24 protein-coding genes are annotated in these 19359 nt (G+C 68.2%); 18 read left to right on the forward strand and 6 right to left on the reverse strand.

Features of this window, described 5'->3' with window-relative positions; translation table 11 throughout:
- Positions 1–200 precede the first annotated feature (200 nt).
- The 9 genes from whiA to ACZ3HV_RS10860 all read left to right on the forward strand — a co-directional run bounded on the left by whiA (position 201) and on the right by ACZ3HV_RS10860 (position 7885).
- Positions 201–1184, forward strand: coding sequence for a DNA-binding protein WhiA (gene whiA, locus ACZ3HV_RS10820; RefSeq protein ID WP_132403991.1), 984 nt, complete (start codon positions 201–203; stop codon positions 1182–1184).
- 84 nt (positions 1185–1268) lie between these two features.
- A complete protein-coding gene (locus tag ACZ3HV_RS10825) occupies positions 1269–1667 on the forward strand; it encodes a hypothetical protein (protein WP_465683055.1) in 399 nt (132 codons plus the stop codon).
- A 206-nt stretch (positions 1668–1873) separates the two neighbouring features.
- Positions 1874–2881, forward strand: coding sequence for a type I glyceraldehyde-3-phosphate dehydrogenase (gene gap, locus ACZ3HV_RS10830; protein WP_360367807.1), 1008 nt, complete (start codon positions 1874–1876; stop codon positions 2879–2881).
- Positions 2882–2966: 85 nt separating this feature from the next.
- Positions 2967–4169 (forward strand): phosphoglycerate kinase, encoded by a 1203-nt coding sequence (locus tag ACZ3HV_RS10835; protein WP_465683057.1) that lies wholly within the window; start codon positions 2967–2969, stop codon positions 4167–4169.
- A gap of 5 nt (positions 4170–4174) precedes the next feature.
- On the forward strand, positions 4175–4987 hold the full coding sequence (tpiA, locus tag ACZ3HV_RS10840; protein ID WP_465683059.1) for a triose-phosphate isomerase: 813 nt from the start codon (positions 4175–4177) through the stop codon (positions 4985–4987).
- Complete coding sequence (secG, locus tag ACZ3HV_RS10845) at positions 4984–5217, forward strand: preprotein translocase subunit SecG (protein WP_360367798.1); 234 nt, start codon at positions 4984–4986, stop codon at positions 5215–5217. Before tpiA ends, secG begins: the two co-directional genes overlap by 4 nt.
- Before the next feature lie 16 nt (positions 5218–5233).
- A complete protein-coding gene (locus ACZ3HV_RS10850; protein WP_465683061.1) occupies positions 5234–5593 on the forward strand; it encodes an RNA polymerase-binding protein RbpA in 360 nt (119 codons plus the stop codon).
- 94 nt (positions 5594–5687) lie between these two features.
- Entirely contained in the window at positions 5688–6677 is a 990-nt protein-coding gene (locus tag ACZ3HV_RS10855) for an SMP-30/gluconolactonase/LRE family protein (RefSeq protein ID WP_465683063.1), read from the forward strand.
- A 353-nt stretch (positions 6678–7030) separates the two neighbouring features.
- Complete coding sequence (locus ACZ3HV_RS10860) at positions 7031–7885, forward strand: LLM class flavin-dependent oxidoreductase (protein WP_465683065.1); 855 nt, start codon at positions 7031–7033, stop codon at positions 7883–7885.
- Between the two features lie 90 nt (positions 7886–7975).
- Here ACZ3HV_RS10860 and ACZ3HV_RS10865 read toward each other — a convergent pair whose 3' ends face one another.
- On the reverse strand, positions 7976–8179 hold the full coding sequence (locus ACZ3HV_RS10865; protein WP_012921273.1) for a cold-shock protein: 204 nt from the start codon (positions 8177–8179) through the stop codon (positions 7976–7978).
- A gap of 437 nt (positions 8180–8616) precedes the next feature.
- Between ACZ3HV_RS10865 and ACZ3HV_RS10870 the strand changes: the two genes are divergently transcribed.
- Positions 8617–8892, forward strand: a complete 276-nt coding sequence (locus tag ACZ3HV_RS10870) for a protealysin inhibitor emfourin (RefSeq protein WP_465683067.1) — start codon at positions 8617–8619, stop codon at positions 8890–8892.
- Here the strand turns inward: ACZ3HV_RS10870 and ACZ3HV_RS10875 are convergent.
- From ACZ3HV_RS10875 to ACZ3HV_RS10885, 3 genes are read right to left on the reverse strand one after another with little or no spacing between them, the layout of a single operon-like run.
- Complete coding sequence (locus tag ACZ3HV_RS10875) at positions 8889–10421, reverse strand: beta-N-acetylhexosaminidase (protein WP_465683069.1); 1533 nt, start codon at positions 10419–10421, stop codon at positions 8889–8891. The genes ACZ3HV_RS10870 and ACZ3HV_RS10875 overlap by 4 nt on opposite strands.
- The gene (locus ACZ3HV_RS10880) at positions 10372–11145 is read right to left on the reverse strand and encodes a fructosamine kinase family protein (protein WP_465683071.1); all 774 of its coding nucleotides are present in this window, start codon (positions 11143–11145) and stop codon (positions 10372–10374) included. Before ACZ3HV_RS10880 ends, ACZ3HV_RS10875 begins: the two co-directional genes overlap by 50 nt.
- On the reverse strand, positions 11105–12322 hold the full coding sequence (locus ACZ3HV_RS10885; RefSeq protein WP_465683073.1) for an MFS transporter: 1218 nt from the start codon (positions 12320–12322) through the stop codon (positions 11105–11107). Before ACZ3HV_RS10885 ends, ACZ3HV_RS10880 begins: the two co-directional genes overlap by 41 nt.
- A gap of 51 nt (positions 12323–12373) precedes the next feature.
- On the opposite strand from ACZ3HV_RS10885, the gene ACZ3HV_RS10890 reads away from it, so the two are divergent.
- The gene (locus ACZ3HV_RS10890; RefSeq protein ID WP_465683075.1) at positions 12374–13045 is read left to right on the forward strand and encodes a CGNR zinc finger domain-containing protein; all 672 of its coding nucleotides are present in this window, start codon (positions 12374–12376) and stop codon (positions 13043–13045) included.
- A gap of 174 nt (positions 13046–13219) precedes the next feature.
- The gene (locus tag ACZ3HV_RS10895) at positions 13220–13636 is read left to right on the forward strand and encodes a VOC family protein (protein ID WP_360367766.1); all 417 of its coding nucleotides are present in this window, start codon (positions 13220–13222) and stop codon (positions 13634–13636) included.
- A 52-nt stretch (positions 13637–13688) separates the two neighbouring features.
- Here the strand turns inward: ACZ3HV_RS10895 and ACZ3HV_RS10900 are convergent, their stop codons facing one another.
- Complete coding sequence (locus ACZ3HV_RS10900) at positions 13689–14435, reverse strand: phytanoyl-CoA dioxygenase family protein (protein ID WP_360367763.1); 747 nt, start codon at positions 14433–14435, stop codon at positions 13689–13691.
- 70 nt (positions 14436–14505) lie between these two features.
- Here ACZ3HV_RS10900 and ACZ3HV_RS10905 point away from each other — a divergent pair, with 70 nt between their 5' ends.
- A complete protein-coding gene (locus ACZ3HV_RS10905; RefSeq protein ID WP_465683077.1) occupies positions 14506–15339 on the forward strand; it encodes a helix-turn-helix transcriptional regulator in 834 nt (277 codons plus the stop codon).
- Here the strand turns inward: ACZ3HV_RS10905 and ACZ3HV_RS10910 are convergent, their stop codons facing one another.
- Complete coding sequence (locus ACZ3HV_RS10910) at positions 15340–16188, reverse strand: DinB family protein (RefSeq protein WP_465683079.1); 849 nt, start codon at positions 16186–16188, stop codon at positions 15340–15342.
- Between the two features lie 64 nt (positions 16189–16252).
- Here ACZ3HV_RS10910 and ACZ3HV_RS10915 point away from each other — a divergent pair, with 64 nt between their 5' ends.
- The 5 genes from ACZ3HV_RS10915 (at position 16253) to ACZ3HV_RS10935 (ending at position 19340) form a co-directional block, all read left to right on the forward strand.
- On the forward strand, positions 16253–17194 hold the full coding sequence (locus ACZ3HV_RS10915; protein ID WP_465683081.1) for a helix-turn-helix transcriptional regulator: 942 nt from the start codon (positions 16253–16255) through the stop codon (positions 17192–17194).
- A gap of 53 nt (positions 17195–17247) precedes the next feature.
- Positions 17248–17400, forward strand: a complete 153-nt coding sequence (locus tag ACZ3HV_RS10920; RefSeq protein WP_465683083.1) for a hypothetical protein — start codon at positions 17248–17250, stop codon at positions 17398–17400.
- 246 nt (positions 17401–17646) lie between these two features.
- A complete protein-coding gene (locus ACZ3HV_RS10925; RefSeq protein WP_465683085.1) occupies positions 17647–18084 on the forward strand; it encodes an ester cyclase in 438 nt (145 codons plus the stop codon).
- Positions 18085–18098: 14 nt separating this feature from the next.
- Positions 18099–18569, forward strand: a complete 471-nt coding sequence (locus tag ACZ3HV_RS10930; RefSeq protein ID WP_465683087.1) for a CoA-binding protein — start codon at positions 18099–18101, stop codon at positions 18567–18569.
- A 15-nt stretch (positions 18570–18584) separates the two neighbouring features.
- A complete protein-coding gene (locus ACZ3HV_RS10935) occupies positions 18585–19340 on the forward strand; it encodes a hypothetical protein (RefSeq protein ID WP_465683088.1) in 756 nt (251 codons plus the stop codon).
- Positions 19341–19359: the final 19 nt, after the last annotated feature.

Below are 19359 nucleotides of genomic sequence, written 5' to 3' on the forward strand. Positions count from 1 at the left end.
TCCTGTCACACTGTCGGCGAAGAAACGCGACCAGCCACACGAAAGGTTGCAGACCCCCATGACAGGGCACTGCTCACTGCGTTGGAGTGACGTGGTCCCTCCTCATCCCCTTCCGTTCTTCCGCCGAGCTCCGCTCGGCGGAAGCTCGCATCGAGGGACGAGCACCGAGGGTCTTTGACAGTGGTGGGAGGATGCCTTCTATGGCGATGACAGCACAGGTGAAGTCCGAGCTGACCAGTATTCAGGTCACAAAACCCTGTTGCCGCAAGGCCGAGGTGTCGTCCGTGTTGCGATTCGCGGGCGGTTTGCATCTGGTGTCCGGCCGGATCGTCGTCGAGGCGGAGCTGGACAGCGGTGCCGCGGCCCGGCGGCTGCGCAAGGACATCGCCGAGATCTTCGGGCACCCGTCGGACGTCGTGGTGATCTCCCCGTCCGGAATCCGGAAGCAGACCAAGTACGTCGTCCGCGTCGTCCGCGACGGTGACGCGCTGGCGCGACAGACCGGCCTCGTCGACAACCGCGGCCGGCCCGTCCGTGGCCTTCCGCCGGCGGTCGTGTCCGGTGCGTCCTGTGACGCGGTGGCGGCCTGGCGCGGGGCGTTCCTGGCCCACGGTTCACTGACCGAGCCCGGCCGATCGTCTTCGCTCGAGGTCACCTGCCCAGGTCCGGAGGCGGCGCTCGCTCTCGTCGGTGCGGCCCGTCGGCTCGGCATCGGTTCGAAGGCCCGCGAGGTGCGCAACGTCGACCGCGTGGTGATCCGCGACGGCGACGCGATCGGAGCGCTGCTCACCCGGCTCGGCGCGCACGAGTCCGTGCTGGCCTGGGAGGAGCGGCGGATGCGCCGCGAGGTCCGCGCGACCGCGAACCGGCTGGCCAACTTCGACGACGCGAACCTGCGCCGCTCCGCCCGCGCGGCGGTCGCGGCGGGCGCGCGGGTCGAGCGCGCGCTGGAGATTCTCGGCGACGACGTACCGGATCACCTGCAGGTGGCAGGCAAGCTGCGGCTGGAGCACAAGCAGGCCAGCCTGGAAGAGCTCGGCCAACTGCACGAGCCGGCCCTCACCAAGGACGCCGTCGCCGGCCGCATTCGCCGCCTGCTCGCGATGGCCGACAAGCGCGCCTCCGACCTCAACATCCCCAACACCGAAGCCAACCTCACCCCCGAGATGCTCGACCCGGCCTGACCGGATCGTTATCTCGCAGAGCCCACGGCGCCCCGGCGACGTTGGTTGGATCGTCGTACCCCAGGGAACGACGATCGGAGACCAATGGGCACGGCAGAAGACGAAGCCAGAGCACGCGACGACTTCGAGCGGGTGAAGACCGAGAACCTGCTGAAGGCCGCTGAGCAGGCAAGGGCCCTCGAGGAGTACCGCAAGCAGCAGGAGGCCGCGAAGCAGCAGGGCCAGAGCAAGATGGTCGCCGACACCGGGCCTGCCGCCGGCTGGCCGGACGACGCCGTACCGGCCCCGCCGAGCACCCTGAACAAGGTGGCCGGCACGTTGCGTGTGGGCCAGGCCGGCGACGCGGCCTTCGCCAAGCAACTGCTGGATGCCGAACGCCGCCCGGTTGACGGCGCCACCGCACCCGGGCGTCTGGACGGGGCCAAGGGCCGCATCGCCGGTGCGCTGAACGCGCGCGGGGCCAAGCCGGCTGTGGAGCGCTGACGTCACCAGCTGGTCAACTGGTATACAAACCACTGCCCCGGGAGGTTTCCGGGGCAGTGCTTGCGTCCGGGTGGTCTGCTCGTGGAGCTACCGGCCGGTCATGGTGGTCTGATGTGGACGGTACCAGTTGGCTCAGTGGGCTGTTGGGCTAGTCTTCGGGCTGTAGCGGCAGTGCTCGACAGCTAGTTTTGAGGAGACGCAGTCCCGTGACCGTACGCGTAGGTATCAACGGCTTCGGCCGGATCGGCCGTAACTTCTTCCGCGCCGCGCAGGCGTCCGGTGCCGACATCGAGGTCGTCGCCGTCAATGACTTGACCGACAACCAGACCCTCGCTCACCTGCTGAAGTACGACTCGATTCTGGGCCGCTTCCCGGGCGAGGTCTCCGCCACCGACGACGACATCACCGTCGCCGGCAAGAGCTTCAAGGCGTTCGCCGAGCGCGACCCCGCGAACCTGAAGTGGTCCGACGTCGGCGCCGACGTGGTGATCGAGTCGACCGGCTTCTTCACCGACGCCACCAAGGCCAAGACGCACGCCGACAACGGCGCCAAGAAGGTCATCATCTCCGCCCCGGCGAAGAACGAGGACCTGACCATCGTCATGGGCGTGAACCACGACCTGTACGACGCCGAGAAGCACACCGTGATCTCGAACGCGTCCTGCACCACCAACTGCATCGCCCCGCTGGCCAAGGTTCTGAACGACGCGTTCACGATCGAAAAGGGTCTGATGACCACGATCCACGCGTACACCCAGGACCAGAACCTGCAGGACGGCCCGCACAAGGACCTGCGCCGCGCCCGCGCCGCTGCGCTGAACATCGTGCCGACCTCGACCGGTGCCGCGAAGGCGATCGGCCTCGTGCTGCCGGAGCTCAAGGGCAAGCTGGACGGCTACGCGCTGCGCGTTCCGGTCCCGACCGGCTCGGCCACCGACCTCACCGTCACCGTCGGCCGCGAGGTCACCGTCGACGAGGTGAAGGACGCCTACCGGGCGGCCGCCGCCGAGGGGTCGCTGAAGGGCTACCTGACCTACACCGAGGACGAGATCGTCTCCACCGACATCGTCACCGACCCGGCCTCCTGCATCTTCGACGCGGGCCTCACCAAGGTGATCGGCAACCAGGTCAAGGTCGTCGGCTGGTACGACAACGAGTGGGGCTACTCCAACCGCCTCGTCGACCTGGTCAACCACGTCGGCGCTTCGCTCTGACCCTTCACACATCGCAGCCTGCGTCCGGTAGACCTGGTGTCTTCCCGGGCGCAGGCTCATCGCTGATCTCGAGGAAAGCTGAACCGTGAAGACCATCGAAGACCTTGGCGACCTGGCCGGCCTGCGGGTGCTGGTCCGCTCCGACCTGAACGTGCCGATCAAGGACGAGACGATCGGCGACGACGGCCGCATCAGGGCGTCCCTGCCGACGCTGATCAAGCTGGCCAAGGCCGGCGCGAAGGTGATCGTCACCGCGCACCTCGGCCGCCCGAAGGGCACGCCGAACCCGGAATTCACGCTGGCCCCGGTGGCCAGGCGGCTCGGCGAGCTGCTGCAGCCCGAGGGCATCACGGTGCACTTCGCCGGCGACGTCACGGGTGACTCCGCGCAGTCCGCCGTACAGGATCTGGACGAGGGTGAGGTCCTGCTGCTCGAGAACGTGCGGTACGACCCGCGCGAGGAGAGCAAGGACGAGGCGCAGCGCGAGCAGCTGGCCGACGAGCTCGCGGCGCTGGCCGACGTGTTCGTCAGCGACGGCTTCGGTGTCGTGCACCGCAAGCAGGCCAGCGTGTACGACGTGGCGCGCAAGCTGCCGCACGCCGCCGGTGGCCTGGTGCTCGCCGAGGTCGACGTACTGAAGAAGCTGACCGAGGAGCCGGCCCGCCCGTACGTCGTCGTGCTCGGCGGCGCGAAGGTGTCGGACAAGCTCGCGGTGATCGACAACCTGCTGGCCAAGGCCGACAAGCTGCTGATCGGCGGCGGCATGGTCTTCACGTTCCTGAAGGCGCAGGGCCACGAGGTCGGCAAGAGCCTGCTCGAGGACGACCAGCTGGACGCGGTCAAGGGCTACCTGGAGACCGCGAAGTCCAAGGGCGTCGAGATCGTGCTGCCGACCGACATCGTGGTCGCGCCCGAGTTCAAGGCGGACTCGCCGGCGACGGTGGTCGCCGCGGACGCGATTCCGGCCGACGAGCTCGGCCTCGACATCGGCCCGGAGTCCGGCAAGGCGTTCGCGGCCGAGATCGCCGGCGCGAAGACCGTGTTCTGGAACGGCCCGATGGGTGTCTTCGAGATGGCGGCGTTCGCCGGCGGAACCAAGGCCGTCGCGCAGGCGTTGACCGAGGTGGACGGCCTCAGCGTGGTCGGTGGCGGTGACTCGGCCGCGGCGGTGCGCCAGCTAGGCTTCGCCGACGACCAGTTCGGGCACATCTCCACCGGCGGTGGGGCGTCGCTCGAATACCTGGAGGGCAAGGAGCTCCCGGGTCTCGCCGTACTGGAAGAGGACTGACCCACATGGCTGACACGACAGCTGCCCGTACGCCGTTGATGGCGGGCAACTGGAAGATGAACCTCAACCACGTCGAGGCCGTGCACCTGCTGCAGAAGCTGTCGTGGACGCTGCAGGACAAGAAGCACGACTTCGAGCGGGTCGAGGTGGCGGTGCTGCCGCCGTTCACCGACATCCGCAGCGTGCAGACGCTGGTCGACGGTGACCGGATGAAGATCAAGTACGGCGCGCAGGACGTGTCGACGCACGACGCGGGGGCCTACACCGGCGAGATCTCGGCGGCGATGCTGAGCAAGCTCGGCTGCACCTACGTGCTGACCGGTCACTCCGAGCGCCGGCAGTACCACAACGAGGACGACGCGCTGGTCAACGCCAAGACGGCCAAGGCGCTCGAGGCCGGCCTGGTCCCGATCGTCTGCGTCGGCGAGGGCCTGGAGATCCGCAAGGCCGAGGGTCACGTCGACCACTGCCTGGGGCAGATCGACGGCGCGCTGGCCGGGATCAAGGCCGACGACATCCGCAAGCTCGTCATCGCCTACGAACCGGTCTGGGCGATCGGCACCGGCGAGGTGGCCACTCCGGAGGACGCACAGGAGGTCATCGCGGCGATCCGGGGCCGGATCGAGGAGACGATCTCACCCTCGGTGGCCGACTCGGTACGGATTCTTTACGGTGGATCGGTGAAGATGGCCAGCGCAAGTGGCATTATGGCCCAACCGGACGTCGACGGCTGTCTGGTCGGAGGTGCGAGCCTCCAGGCGGACGAATTCGCCGGAATCTGCCGTTACCTGGACCTTCAGTTAGGCTACTCCTCGTGATTCTCGCTTTCTCGATCGTCGTGATCATCTGCAGCCTCATGCTCACGCTGCTCGTGCTGCTGCACAAAGGCCGCGGTGGCGGTCTGTCGGACCTCTTCGGCGGCGGTGTGTCGTCCAGCCTGGGCGGCTCCTCGGTCGCCGAGCGGAACCTGGACCGGATCACCGTCGGCATCGGCCTGGTCTGGTTCGCCGCCATCGTCGCGCTCGGCCTGCTCTACAAGCTCGGCTGAAGGGGAGTAGGTTCCCGTGGCTGGTGGTGGCAGCGCTATTCGTGGCAGCCGGGTCGGTGCGGGCCCGATGGGCGAGGCGGAGCGCGGCGACACCGCGCCCCGGCAGCGCATCGTGTTCTTCTGTGCCAACGGGCACGAGACCGCGACCGTGTTCGCGGTCGAGGCGTCGATTCCGGAGGCGTGGGACTGTCCGCGGTGCGGTCTGCCGACCAGCACCGATGTGAACAACCCGCCCCCGCCGCCGAAGATCGAGCCCTACAAGACCCACCTGGCCTACGTGAAGGAACGGCGCTCCGAGCAGGAGGCGGCCGACATCCTCGAGGAGGCCTTGGAGAAGCTGCGCGCCCGGCGCGCCCGCGGCGAGGTCATCTTCTAGACACGTTCGACGTTCGCAGCCCGGACCGATCCTGGATCGGTCCGGGCTGTGGCGTCTTGTGGTCATCCGGATGCAGCGCGCTAAGGTCTGCGGCATGAAGTCGTCGATCGCACCCGTTCGCTGGACTCCTCCGCCCGCGCCGCCGGTGCGGCACCCCAACAACGTCGACGTGGAAACGGTCGCGTTGCCCGGGGACGGCCCCGAGGACACGCTGATCGACGACGACGGCAGCGTCCTGACCGGTCTGTACGACGGACGGATCCTGCGGGTCAGCGCCGACGGCAAGACGATCTCCACACTGGCCGACACCGGCGGCCGTCCCCTCGGGCTGGAGTGGCTGCCCGACGGCAAGGTGCTGATCTGCGACGCCAACCGCGGTCTGCTGACCATGGACAAGGACGGCCGGATCGCGACCCTGGTGGCCGAGATCGACGGCCGGCCGATGCGCTTCTGCAACAACGCGGACGTGACCGAGGACGGCACGATCTACTTCACCGACTCGTCGACCCGGTTCGGCATCGACGAGTGGATGGCGGATCTGCTCGAGCACTCCGCGACCGGCAGCGTGTACCGGCTGACCCCGGACGGCGTGGTGACCCGGCTGACGACCGGCCGTGCCTTCCCGAACGGCGTCGCGCTCAGTGCGGATCGCCGTACCCTCTTCTGGGCTGAGACGGCCACCTACGGCCTCTTCAAGCTCGATCTCACGGTCGACAACGCCGAGCCTGAGCAGATCGCCTCGATCCCGGGACTGCCGGACAACATCGCCCGCGGCTCGGACGGACTGATCTGGGTCGCCGTCGGCTCGCCACGCAACGCGCTGCTGGATCTGCTGCTGCCGAAGCATCCTGTCCTGCGGAAGGGCGTCTGGGCCCTACCTGACGCGCTGAAGCCCAAGGCAGCCGACATCATCGAGATCCAGGCGTACGACGAGACCGGCACGGTGGTCCACGACCTTCGCGCCAAGCACCCCAGCTTCCACATGCCCACCGGCGTCCGCGAACGCGACGGAAAGGTGTGGCTAGGGAGCATCGGTACGAGCTCCCTGGCCACCTTCAAGACCCCTAGTCGTCCGGGGGTTTGACGACCAGCGAGAAGTCCTCGCCGTGGTTGCTGACACCCTCGACCACTGCCGCCTCGACCGCCTCCGAGCCGATCGCGTGCCGCAGCATCAAGGGATCCGTCCGCAGGTCCTTGGCCAGCGCTGCCGGGTGGTGGGGGTGGTGCGATCGCGGGATGTGCTGCGTGGCCGGTGGTCTCTGCCGGGCTGTCGATCTCGATCGCCACAGGTGATATCACGCCTCGCTTCGGCGCGCCTCCGTTTCTGTTGGGTCGGGGATACTGCCTGACGACCGTGTCGAAGATCGTGGCAAAACGCAACAATCGTGGTCTCGGCCACATTCGCTCGGCGTGCCGGTCGGCGGCTAGGGTGCGGGCATGCGCTTCGGGATCACGATCCTGCCGGAGTACCGGTGGAAGGACGCCGCGCCGTTGTGGCGGCGGGCGGAGGAGTACGGCTTCGACCACGCGTGGACGTACGACCACCTGACCTGGAGCGGCCTGCAGGACTCGCCGTGGTACGGGACGACGCCGACGCTGACGGCGGCCGCGCTGGCGACGAACACGATCAAGCTCGGCACTTTCGTGACCTCGCCGAACTTCCGGCACCCGCTCGCGCTGACCCGCGACATCCTCGCCATCGACGACGTCTCCGACGGGCGGTTCCTCTGCGGCATCGGTTCGGGCGGCAGCCTCGACGCGACCATCCAGGGCGGCCCGGACCTGAGCCCGCGGCAGAAGGTGGACCGGTTCGCGGAGTTCGTCGAGCTGCTGGACAAGTTGCTGACGACTGACGGCGTCGACTTCAAGGGCGAGTACTTCGAGACCCGCAACGGCCGCACGCTGCCAGGATGCATCCAGCAGCCACGCGTCCCCTTCATCATGGCGGCCAACGGCCCGCGGTCACTCCGCCTGGCCGTGCAGTACGGCGCCGGCTGGGTCACCACCGGCCCGAAGTCGCCGGACTTCGACACCTGGTTCGCCGCCGTCACCGACCTCAGCCACCGGGTGGATGACGTCCTCGAGGGCCGCCCGTTCGACCGCTACCTCGCGCTCGACTCGGCCCGCTACGCCCTGTCCAGCCCCGACGCCTTCGAAGATGTCGTCAGCCGCGCCGCCGCCCTCGGCTTCACCGACGTCATCACCCACTGGCCCCGCCCCGAAGGCGTCTACGCCGGCTCCGAGGACACCCTGGAGACGATCGTCACCGACATCATTCCGCGTCTGCGCTAGCACGCCGGACCCAGGCGGGACGGCGAAGGGGCCGTGCACCGGTGTGGTGCACGGCCCCTTCGATCACTTGCTAGAAGGGTGATCCAAAGATCAGATCGGACGGATGTTCTCCGCCTGCAGGCCCTTCTGGCCCTGGGTGATCTCGAACTCGACGCGCTGGTTCTCGTCCAGCGAGCGGAAGCCCGAGGTCTGGATGGCCGAGTAGTGCGCGAACACGTCCGCGCCACCGTCATCCGGGGTGATGAAGCCGAAGCCCTTGTCAGCGTTGAACCACTTGACAGTACCGACAGCCATTTGTGTCTATCTCCTTGATGGCTTGTAACAAACCGCGACCCACACCTCATGAGCCACGTGTCGCCGAAAGGCCCCAGAAGACAGAACCGGCCATGCAGCACAGCGAAAGTCAGTGGGAGTCCAAAAGTGCAACGCGATAACTGTAGCCGATCTGTGGCCTTGTGGAAGGGGTGACCACGAACACGTGTCGCTGCCAGTCGCCGCCCGCCACGCTCCGTGGCCGCGCGAATTCAGGTCCCGCTCGGCCCGCCCGCGGCGGAAACCCTGCGCCGACCTGCTGATTCGCGGCCGCGCACGCCTGCGCCGGGATGGCAACGAAGGACATTCACCGGTACGCCGGGTGATGGCCGCGTGATTCTGATCGAGTTTTCCGGCGTGTCGCGCGACTCTGGACATTCGTTGCGCAGCACGCAAGGGTGAACCGCAAGGAGGCTGGGTTGATCGTCAAAGTCACACGTAGCGGGGGTTTCGCCGGCCTGATGGCACACGGCGAACTCGACACGAGTGCCGAGCCGGACGCGGATCGGCTCGAGGCCGCCGTACAGGCCCTCGGCGCCGCCGACCTGGGTTCCGGGCGGCCCCAGCCGGATCGGTACGTCTACCGGCTGGAGGTGCGCGACGCCCCGGACGCGGACGCCACGCACCACACCGTCGCCGAACAGGACCTGGACCAGACCACAGCGTGGCTACTGGACCGGATCCTGCAGCGCTAACGCCAGTCGATCTCCGGCGCGCGGTAGAAGTTCACGCCGAGGACCTCCCACCGCGAACCCTGCTCGGCGAGGCGGTCCCTGTACGTGGACCACTCCAGCGCGGACGCGGGTGACCAGCCGAGCTCGGCGACCCCTGGTAGCCGGGGGAACACCATGAACTCGACCGTGGCCATGTTGTCGAGCGTCTCCGTCCAGAGCGGCGCCTCCACGCCGATCACGGCGCTTTCAGGCAGCTCCGGGATCAGGGTGGCCGGATCCCAGCTGTAGGACTTCTCCACGCTGATCAGCCCGGCCCAGTCCAGGCCATAGGGCGTGTCCTGGTCGTACTTCATGTCCAGGTACGCGCGGTTGGCCGGTGACATCACCACCTCGGCCCCCTGCGTCACACCCTTGCGGACCAGCGCCTGTGCCCGGTCGTCGTCGGTTCCCCAGTACTGCACGATGCTCCCGGCCGGAAGGTCGGCATCCGCGATCTCGTGCCAGCCCATCACCCGCTTGCCGTGCTTGACGACCAGTTCGGCCGCTTTCGGCACGAAGGTGAGGTAGTCCGAGTGCGGAGTCGAGTGCGCCTCGTCCCCACCGAGGTGAATGACGTCACCGGGGGTCTGCTCGGCCACCTCCCGGAACACGTCGTCCAGGAACTCGTAGGTGAGGTCCTTGTCCACGGTGAGCGAGCTGAACCCCACCTCGGTGCCGGTGTAGAGCGGCGTTGCCTCGCCGTCGGCGTTGAGCTCCGCGTACGACGCCAGCGCCGCGTTGGTGTGTCCCGGGGTGTCGATCTCCGGGACCACGGTCGTGAAGCGCTCAGCGGCGTACATCACGAGCTCGGCGAAGTCCGCCTTCGTGAAGTGGCCACCCGGCCCACCGCCGACCTCGGAGCCGGCGGCGTACTTCGTCAGCTCCGGCCAGGAGTCCACCTGGATCCGCCAGCCCTGGTCGTCGGACAGGTGCAGGTGGAGCCGGTTGAGCTTGTAGAGCGACGCGAGGTCGATGTACCGCTTGACGTCGGCGACCGAGAAAAAATGCCGGGAGACGTCGAGCATGACGCCGCGGTAGGGGTAGCGCGGTGCGTCGGAGATCGTCGTACCGGCGATCTCCCAGGGGCCAGCTTGCTCCGTGGCGGCTTCGGCCTTGGCAGGCAGGAGCTGTCTGAGCGTGGTGACACCGCGGAACAGGCCCTCTGGCGTGGCTGCCGTGATGGTCACGGTCGAGTCGTCCACGCGGAGCTCGTAACCCTCTGCGCCGAGAGAGCTCGGTCCGTCGGTGGAGAGCGTGATGGTGCCGGCGCCTGGCTGGACAGGCAGTGGGAAGCCGGTGGAGAGGCGCAGCCGGGCGGCGAACTGGTCGGCGACCCTGCTGGCGGCCTCGGACGGGGTGACCACTCCTACGGTCGCAGAGGACTGCAACGTGAAGGTCTGGCCTTGCAGAGCGGTCTGTGTGACGGGCTGGGGGATCAGGGTGGCCTCCGGAGGTCGTGACTCAGCCGTACTTGTGAGCCATCGCAATGGCTTGTGGAACGTAGCTTCCACCGAACATGACTACGTGAGTCAAGAGGGGGTGCAGACGGTGCAGTCCGACCCGGTCGCGCCAGCCGTCCGCGAGCGGGTGCGCCTCGTCGTACGCGCGCAGCACCCGCTCGAGCTGCGGTAGCCCGAAGAGGCCGAGCATGGCGAGATCTGTCTCTCGGTGACCGCCGTGCGCGGCCGGATCGACCAGATGTACGCCGCCCTTCGCCCACACCACGTTCCCCGACCACAGGTCGCCGTGGATCCGGCTCGGCTCGTCGGACGGGTCGTCGTACTCTCCGGCCTCCAATCGGATGCACACCCGCTCGAACACCTGCAGTTGGTGCCCGTCGATCGTGCCCTGCTGGTACGCCGTCCGTACGTACGGCCGCAGCCGCAGATTCGCGTAGAACCCACCCCATGACTTCAGCGGCTCCACCGCATGCGGCAGTCTGATCGTCCCGATGTACCCGTCACCGTCCCAGCCGTCCGGCGGTACGCCGAAGTGCCGAGCGCCGGCGTTGTGCGTGACGGCGAGCCGCCGGCCGAACTCGTCAGCCGCGGCACCGGTCGGCGGAACGATGTCGAGTCGGGCCGTGCTCAGCTGGCCGGGGGAGACGTCGAGCGGCTCCGCGACCAGTGCACCACCGGGTACGGCGAGCCACCGCAGGCCGGCCGCTTCGACCTCGAAGAACCCCGTCGGCGGGTCATGCCGCCTCTTCACAAACCTGTCGCCCAGGTCGCTCATGTTCGCACTCTGCCACCGCCACCCGGCGCCGAGCCAGCACCGGCTCGCAGAGAAGGGTCAGGACCGCCGCAGCGGCCAGCAGGGCGCCGATCAGGGCCACGCTGCGCACACCGGCGCCGTCGATCAGCGCACCACCGACGAAGGCGCCCGCCGCGATGCCGACGTTGAAGGCGGAGCTCGTGCCGGCCGAGGCGAGATCGGTGCTGCCGGGTGCCACCAGCAGCGTTCGGTTCTGCACCGCTACGGCCATCCCGCTGAAGGCAAGACCGGTCACGGCGATCAGAGAAATCGTGGCCACCAGGTGGCCACCGAAGACGTAGAGGCCCGCGAGCGCACAGCTGAGGAGGGCGTACGAGACGACCACCGATCCCCACGGGTACCGGTCGAGGATCCGGCCCACGATCAGCGTTCCGGCCAGGCCGCCCACTCCACTGGCGAGCAGCATCGGGCCAAGGGCATCCCGGGGCAGGCCGGTGATGTCCAGCAGGAACGGCGTGACATAGGTGTTGAACGTCAGGAAGCCCGTCACGCCGATCGCAGAGCTGGCGAGGATCACGACGTAGCGACGCAGGTCCGGCGAGCTGCCGAGACCGGTGGCGCCGTTGCGGCCCCCGGCGGCCGGGAGCAGCCACGCGATCCCCGCGCAGGCGAGTGCGCCGAGCCCGGCCATCACGGCGAGCGGGACCCGCCAGCCGGCCTGTTCGCCGAGCCAGGTGCCGAGCGGGATGCCGAGGACGGGCGCGAGTGCGGTGCCGATCGCGAGGCGGGCCACCACGCGGCCGCGGACCTGCGGTGGGAACAGACTGGTCGCGATCGGCGGCGCGATCGCCCAGAACAGCGACTGCGACAGCGCCGTGACCAGCCGGCTCGCGAAGAGGATCTCGTACGTCGGTGCGAGCGCGGAGAGCGCGGTGGACACGGTCAGGACGCCCAGCGTGCTGCCCAGCACGAGCCGGCGGGGGAGCCGGAGGGTGAGCCGGGCGAGCGGGATCGAGGCGACCACCACGACCGCGGCGTACCCGGTCACCAGGAGGCCGACCTCGGAGCGGGACCGGCCGAGGTCGGCGGCGATGACGGTGAGCAGGCCGATCGGCAGGACTTCGATGGTCACGTAGGAGAAGGTGCTGAGCGCGAGCATGAGCAGGGCCGCGTTGGCCCGGCGGGATGTGATGGGCATGACCTCACCTGTGATTCCAGTGAATGGCTGTATGGTGGTAGCGTCTCATCCATGACCGACAGTTTTCGCGACGAGTTCAGGATTGTCGGTGGGCATCCCGCCCTGGACCTCGTGAACACCGTAACGCCGCGCGTTCCCGGCCGTCTCGACGTTTACGACTATCTGAGACGGCCCGCCGAGCTGCTCGCCTGGAGCCTCCGGATCGAGCTCGTCGATCCGGCCGAGGGCGAGGCGATCGCCGCGGTCTGGCAGAGCGCGCCGGACCTCGCCGCGAAGGCGTTGCGCGCGACCGGCGAGATCCGGGAGGCGGCCTATCGCGTCCTGGCTCCGCGCGCCGCCGACGCCGTACCGGTGCCGGCGGAGACCGGTCAGGAATCAACGTATGAACGGCTGATGCTGCGCTGGGCCGCCGCCGCGGCCCGGTCGATGCTGGTCGCGAAGGCCGCCGGTCCGGGGGTTGCCGACCTGCGTGTCGGCACGGCGCCGGCGTTGATGATCCCGGATCGGCTGGTGTTCGCGACGGTCGACTTGGTGCGGTCGGTCGAGCTGCGGCAACTGCGGACCTGTCCGGTCGGCGAGGGCGGCTGTGGCTGGCTCTTCCTCGACCGCAGCCGGAACCGTTCGCGCCGCTGGTGCGCCATGGAGGACTGTGGCACCCGGGCGAAGATCCGCAAGCTCTCCGAGCGCCGCCGTGCTACCACCGTGAGCGATGTACACCGGTAATCCTGGCGCTCGTTCACTGTCCGCGACCGGCTGACAGGTCAAGAAGGCGTGTCGAAAGATGCGAACTGTCCGTCCGACCTGTCATCGTAGGCGGCCGGGCCTTCCGACCAGATGGGCCCTGGCCGGTCCTGCCCCGACACGGGCAGGCAGTCATGAACAGAAGTTGGAGGACAGATGACGCAGGTGGCAGAGCAGCCGGGCAGTACTGCCGGGCGGCTCGGCTCGGTGGTGCTGGATTGCCTGGACCCACTCGAGCTAGCCCAGTTCTACTCGGCGCTGCTGGGCCTGGACATCGACGAGAGCGGTGACGACGACTGGCGGAGCCTGACCGGCCCCGGCTCGTCGCTCGGGTTCTCGACGCTGGCCTTCCGGCGCTCGGAGGAGTACGTGCCGGCCACGTGGCCCGGCACCGACGCGCAGGATCTCCACCTCGACCTGATCGTCGAGGATCTGTCCAGCGGCCACGCCACCGTGGTCGCGCTCGGGGCCGAGCCGCTCGACCCCCTGGACCCACCACCCGCCGACAACGCCCGCGGCTGGCGTATCTACGCCGATCCCGCGGGACACCCGTTCAGAATCTGCCTCGAGTAGGCATTCGCACAGCCCGCCCCGGCCACCTGGCCGGGGCGGGCTCTTGTCTGCGTCAGCCCCACTCGCTGCTGCCGGTGAAGGAGAAGTGGCGGCCCTCGACGTACGTCGGCCGTGGCTGGTAGCTGTTCACGCCCGGCTCGCCGCGCAGGTGGAAGGCGCTCGGGTACGGCACCTCGGGATCGGTGATCCGCGTCGAGGTTGGGATGTACCGGATCGTCAGGCCGCAGCGCCGGTTCGGTGAGGTGTTCGCGTTGCTCCCGTGCACGATGTTCGGGTGGTGCACCTCGACGTCGCCAGGCGCCAGCACCATGTCGACCGCCGCCGACTCGTCGACCTCGACGGCGATCTCCTTGCCGAGGACGCTCTCGACCTCGGTGTTGTCCCGCATTCCGGAGACGCCGGATCGATGACTCCCGGGGATCACCCGTACGCAGCCGTTCTCCGGCGTCGAGTGGTCGACGGCCAGCCACAGCGTCACCACGTTCATCGGGTCGAGCGGCCAGAACGCGGCGTCCTGGTGCCACAGCACCGGCTGGCCCGAGTACGGCGGCTTGGAGATGTAGTGCGATGCGAACAGCGCCAGGTCCGGCCCGACGAACTGTTCCGCGATGTCGAGCAGTCGCTCGTCACTGATCAGCCGGACCCAGAACGGATCGTCGCGCAGGTAGATGTGCCCGAGCTGCTCGGGCCGTACGTCGGGATGCCGGGCCTGCAACCATTCGACATGGTCGTTCACTTCCTTGATCAGCTGTTCGTCGATGACATTGCGGAAGATGACGTAACCGTCGGTCTCGTACATGGCTTCATGCTGCTGGGTTGCCGCAGTTGCCTGCTAGCAGCGAGCTGACGAGAACTTGTAGCGTGTTGATGTGGAACAGGCACTGCGGTTCGAGTCGCACGCGTTCGGCCGGCCGTATCACGCCGCCCGGGTGCGGATCCCGGCCCGCGCCCGCGATACCGAGTTGCACACGCATGCGGACTTCCACGAGTTCATGGGCGTCGTATCCGGGAGCGGCGAACACCTGCTGCCTACCGGCGTCGAGCGGCTCCGGGCCGGGGACGTGGTCCTGGTCCGGCCGAGCGACCGGCACGCCGTTCGGGGCTCGGCTCCCGACGGGCTGGAGTTCGTCAACGTGGCCTTTCCGAGCTCTGCCTGGCTGGGGTTTCTGGACCTGACCCGGACCAACCCGACCGCGAGCTGGGCGTCGGCGCGGTGGCCTGTCACCTTCCGCGCTACTGAGGCGATCGCCGTCTTCGACCGCGCACTGGAACGCTTCCAAGACCAGCCAGGCCCGTACGACCTGGTCCGCTTCTGGATTGATCTCCTCGAGCTGCTGGCACCCACGGACGAGACAGCCGGTCCGGGCACACCCAGCTGGCTCGCCAAGGCCTGTACGGCGATGCGTGCCGAGGACAACCTCCGCGGCGGAGTCCCACGTCTCCTCGAACTGGCCGGTGTCAGCCCGGCACATCTGTCCCGCTCGATGCGTTCGACGTACGGCGTGACGCCGACAGCCTTCGTCGCCGACCTCCGCCTCGAGCATGCCGCTTCTTTGCTAGCGGCAACGAACGCCCCGGTGGCAACCATCGCCACCCGCTGCGGCTTCAGCAGCCAGTCCTACTTCACTCGCTGCTTCACCACAGCCCACCAACTCTCGCCCCGCGACTTCCGCCACCGCTCCCAACGGGCCTTCGTGCCCTGATCAGAGCGTTTCCAAGTACTCGACGATCTCCGGCTGCTTGAACCATTTCGCCCAGCCGAGTACGTCGGCGCCGAACCGGGGATCGGTCGCCGACAGGTCCGCGCCGCGCTCCACCAGGAACCGCAACGTGTCCAGCGAGCCGGTTCCCGCGGCCAGGTGCGCCGCGGAGACTCCATCCGCGGTCCGCTCGTTGATGCCGAAGCCCAGGCCGGCGAGCTTCGGAACGGCATCCCATCGCTGGGCCGCGGCAGCTTCGGCGAGCAGGGCCGGGCGCTCAGCCGGTGTGACCTCACCGGCCAGGGCGGCGGCGAAGGGGTCCTCGGCTCGCACCCCGCGGTAGAAATCGCGGACGGTGCCCACCTCCGCGCCGTGGTGGATGAGTTCGTCCAGGATGTGCAGGGCGAACGCGGTGCCGTCGTGCTCGGCCCACGGACCGGCGATCTCACCCATCGGCCGGTCGAGATCGTCCTGGCTGAGTGCGGCAACGCGTCGGCGCCAGACGTCGTACGCGTGATCGAGCGCTGCCAGGGCGGCCTCGGCCGATTCCGGCACCGGCGGTTCGCCGTCGCCGGCCGCCGGTTCGTGTCCGAGCCAGGTGGCGGTGCGCTCCTCCTGCAGGATGTCGACGATATGGGTGATCCGCCACGCGAGGGTGGTGAACGGCGCCGGCTCCGGGGGGATCCAGGCCCAGTCCGCGGAGAAGCCCGCCGCGGTCTTCCGGACCGTCCAGCAGCCGTCGAACGGCTCCCAGAAGTACTCCTCGTCGGTCAGGCCCTCCACCCGGCCGCGCAGCCGCTGCCAGGCGAAGTCGGACAGGTCCAGGAGGTTCTGCTTCAGCGTCGTGGCCATGACGTCACCGTAGAACGGCCTGCGGACAGAATCGGTCCGCAGGTCGAGGCAGAATGGCCGGACCATGGATACCGCGGCCCGGTTGCTCCGCCTGCTGTCCTTGCTCCAGTCGCGCCCCCAGTGGGACGGTGCCGAACTGGCGACAAGGCTCGATGTCACGCCCCGCACCGTACGGCGTGACGTCACCCGGCTCCGATCACTCGGCTACCCGGTCGACGCCGAAGCCGGGATCGGTGGTGGCTACCGCCTCGGACCCGGCGGCCGGCTACCACCGCTGCTGCTCGAGGACGAGGAGGCGGTGGCGATCGCCGTCGGCCTGCGCGTCGCGACGACCACGACGGTGTCGGGGGTGGAGCAGGCGGCGATCTCCGCGCTGGCCAAACTCCATCAGGTGCTGCCCGCCCGGTTACGCGCGCAGGTCGCGGCGCTCGGTGCGCACACCACCCAGTTGCCCCAGGGCGAGCTGCCGACCGTCGATGGCGAGGTTCTGGTCACGCTCGCGGCCGGGTGCCGTGATGTCGAAGGGATCCGGTTCCGCTACCACACCCACGACGGCGCCGAGTCCGAGCGCAGCGTTGAGCCGCTGCAGATCGTGCACACCGGCCGGCGCTGGTACCTCGTCGCCCGCGACCGCGATCGGCAGGCCTGGCGGACCTTCCGCGTCGACCGCATCGCCCACCCCGTGCTGACCGGCGCGCGCTACCGGTTCGACGACCCACCCGACCCGGTCAAGCTCGTTGCCGAAGGCACCGGAGTGGCGCCCTGGGACATCGTCGCCCGGATCCGCGTACACGCGGACGCCGAGACGGTGAGCAAGGCGATACCGCCGCACCAGGGAGTGGTCGAGCCAATCGATGCCACCACCTGCGAGCTCCGCGTCGCCGCCGACGAGCTAGGCCCCCTCGTCGCCCAGGTCACCCGCCTCTACTGGCCTTTCAAGATCCTCGACCCACCCGAACTACGCACCGCCGTCCACAACCACGCCCACCGTCTCCTCGACTCCTAGCATCGACCGATCGGTTGATGTGGGGGACCGGCCCGGGCCGGGATTCTCGATCCATGACAGTGATCGAGATCGAGAATCTCCGCAACACGTACAAGTCGAGGACAGCGGTCGATCGCCTCTCGCTGACGGTGGACCGCGGCGAGATCTTCGGCATCGCCGGTACGAACGGACCCACCTCAACCACATCTACGCGAAGCTCGAGGTGAAAGACCGAGTCGCCGCGGTCGCCACCGCGTACAAGGTGGGCCTGTTGCGGCGTTGAACCCGGCGATCCCTTCGGGACGAAGGCACGCGACGCCCATCTGACACCTGTCCGGGCGGTCCCGGACAGGGGCGACGGACCTGTCCGGGCGGGGACGAGGGTCCTGTGAGCGAAGGTGCCCTTCGGCCCTGCCTCGACACGGTCGCGAAGACAACGATCCGTTGAGTAGGGCCAGAAGGAGGAGAGGGCCATGGAGAACTACAGAGGTCTCCTGGAGGAGTACATCGAGTTGTACAACAAAGGCGATCTCGACGGTGTGATGGAGCTGTGCGCCGAGGACGCCGTACAGCTGATGCCGGACGGCACCTTCAGGGGCCGAAACGCGATCCGCGACCGTCTGGCCAAGGAACTGGGCGCGTTCTCGGATCTCGCCCACCGCTATATCAGCTACGTCGAGGAGGGTGACGCGTTCGCGGACGAATTCGTGTTCGTCGGAACGCACACCGGTCCGGTCGTGCTGCCCGACGGCACCGAGTTGCCGCCGACCGGCCGACACGTAGAAGTCCAAGGGATGGAGTTGGTGCGCGTCCGGGACGGCAAGGTCGTGGTCGACAACCTGTACTACGACAACGTGGCCGTCGCGGCCCAACTCGGTCTGATCTCGCACGACGCTCCGAGCACGGTATGACGGGAGGTTCGACCATGCCGACGATGCAGGAAGCAGTGTCCGCGTTCCTTGCGAACAAGCGGATCGCGGTGACAGGTGTATCGCGCAAGCCCAAGGAGCACGGGTCCAACACCGTGTACAAGCGTCTGCGGGAGCGCGGGTACGACGTGTTCGCGGTCAACCCCAACACCGACGAGGTCGAGGGTGGCCGCAGCTACCACGACCTGAAGAGCATCCCCGGAGGGGTCGACGCCGTCGTCATCGGGACCGCGCCCTCGAGGGCCGAGGGCACGATGCGCGAGTGCGCCGAGCTCGGGATCAAGCAGGTGTGGATGCACCGCGGCCCGGGCGCGGGCAGCGTCTCGCGCGCCGCCACCGAGTACGGGCGGCAGCACGGCATCACCGTGATCGACGGCGGATGCCCGCTCATGTTCGAGCCGACGGCCGACTTCGGCCACAAGATCATGCGGGTGATCTACAGCAGTCACGTTCCGAAGAGCGTTTGAGCAGGGGAGGACGTCATGGCGAAGCTGGAAGTCATCGCTCACATCAAGGTTCGCCCAGGTCAGCTCGAGGGGGTGAAGGCCCAAGCGGCCGACATCCTCCGGCTGACCCGGGAGCAGGACACGCACACCCTTCGTTGCGACTGGTTCGTCAACGAAGACGGAACCGAGTGCGAGGCCCACGAGCTGTTCACGGACGAACCGGGACTGATCGAGCACAACATGCACATCATGGAGGCGCGGACGATCCTCTTCCGCGACTTCGCGTACGACCATCGGTCGGCCCTGTACGGCGAGGTTTCGCAGAAGTTCGTCGACTTCGTCGAAGCCCGAACGGGAACGGAACCGGCCGTCTTCTCGTTCCTGCAAGGACTCGAACAGCCGGCACCGGCGGGCGGTGCCCGTCCTTTCGAGGTGCACGCTCATCTGAAGATCCGTGAAGGTCAACTGGAGGGCTTCAAGGCGCAGGCAGCCGAGATCATGCGGCTGACCGAAGAGTTGGACACGCACACCGTTCGCTACGACTGGTTCCTCGACTCCGAAGGCACCGAGTGCCAGGTGCACGAGGCGTACCAGAGCGGTGACGGGCTGATCGAGCACAACACGCATGTGATGGCGGCGCGGGCGGTTCTCTTCGAGAAGTACGCGTACGACCACCGCATGACCGCCTTCGGCGAGGTCTCGGAGGAGCTCAAGCAGCTGAGGAAGAAGCACGCCGGAGGACTCGCGACGTACTCGTTCCTGCAGGGACTCGAAGCGGTCCCGGCCAGGTAGACCAAAAGGAGAGGGCGTG

This window comes from Kribbella sp. NPDC020701 (assembly GCF_055562215.1).

Bases quoted from the DNA above. Each gene is read 5' to 3' on its own strand.
- ACZ3HV_RS10860 (WP_465683065.1), top strand. From the start codon at position 7,031: ATGCGCTTCGGGATCACGATCCTGCCGGAGTACCGGTGGAAGGACGCC.
- ACZ3HV_RS10865 (WP_012921273.1), bottom strand. From the start codon at position 8,179: ATGGCTGTCGGTACTGTCAAGTGGTTCAACGCTGACAAGGGCTTCGGC.
- ACZ3HV_RS10935 (WP_465683088.1), top strand. From the start codon at position 18,585: ATGGCGAAGCTGGAAGTCATCGCTCACATCAAGGTTCGCCCAGGTCAG.
- ACZ3HV_RS10890 (WP_465683075.1), top strand. From the start codon at position 12,374: ATGACCGACAGTTTTCGCGACGAGTTCAGGATTGTCGGTGGGCATCCC.
- ACZ3HV_RS10855 (WP_465683063.1), top strand. From the start codon at position 5,688: ATGAAGTCGTCGATCGCACCCGTTCGCTGGACTCCTCCGCCCGCGCCG.
- ACZ3HV_RS10895 (WP_360367766.1), top strand. From the start codon at position 13,220: ATGACGCAGGTGGCAGAGCAGCCGGGCAGTACTGCCGGGCGGCTCGGC.
- ACZ3HV_RS10915 (WP_465683081.1), top strand. From the start codon at position 16,253: ATGGATACCGCGGCCCGGTTGCTCCGCCTGCTGTCCTTGCTCCAGTCG.
- ACZ3HV_RS10900 (WP_360367763.1), bottom strand. From the start codon at position 14,435: ATGTACGAGACCGACGGTTACGTCATCTTCCGCAATGTCATCGACGAA.
- ACZ3HV_RS10880 (WP_465683071.1), bottom strand. From the start codon at position 11,145: ATGAGCGACCTGGGCGACAGGTTTGTGAAGAGGCGGCATGACCCGCCG.
- ACZ3HV_RS10925 (WP_465683085.1), top strand. From the start codon at position 17,647: ATGGAGAACTACAGAGGTCTCCTGGAGGAGTACATCGAGTTGTACAAC.
- ACZ3HV_RS10885 (WP_465683073.1), bottom strand. From the start codon at position 12,322: ATGCCCATCACATCCCGCCGGGCCAACGCGGCCCTGCTCATGCTCGCG.
- ACZ3HV_RS10910 (WP_465683079.1), bottom strand. From the start codon at position 16,188: ATGGCCACGACGCTGAAGCAGAACCTCCTGGACCTGTCCGACTTCGCC.
- ACZ3HV_RS10920 (WP_465683083.1), top strand. From the start codon at position 17,248: ATGACAGTGATCGAGATCGAGAATCTCCGCAACACGTACAAGTCGAGG.
- ACZ3HV_RS10825 (WP_465683055.1), top strand. From the start codon at position 1,269: ATGGGCACGGCAGAAGACGAAGCCAGAGCACGCGACGACTTCGAGCGG.
- ACZ3HV_RS10930 (WP_465683087.1), top strand. From the start codon at position 18,099: ATGCCGACGATGCAGGAAGCAGTGTCCGCGTTCCTTGCGAACAAGCGG.
- whiA (WP_132403991.1), top strand. From the start codon at position 201: ATGGCGATGACAGCACAGGTGAAGTCCGAGCTGACCAGTATTCAGGTC.
- tpiA (WP_465683059.1), top strand. From the start codon at position 4,175: ATGGCTGACACGACAGCTGCCCGTACGCCGTTGATGGCGGGCAACTGG.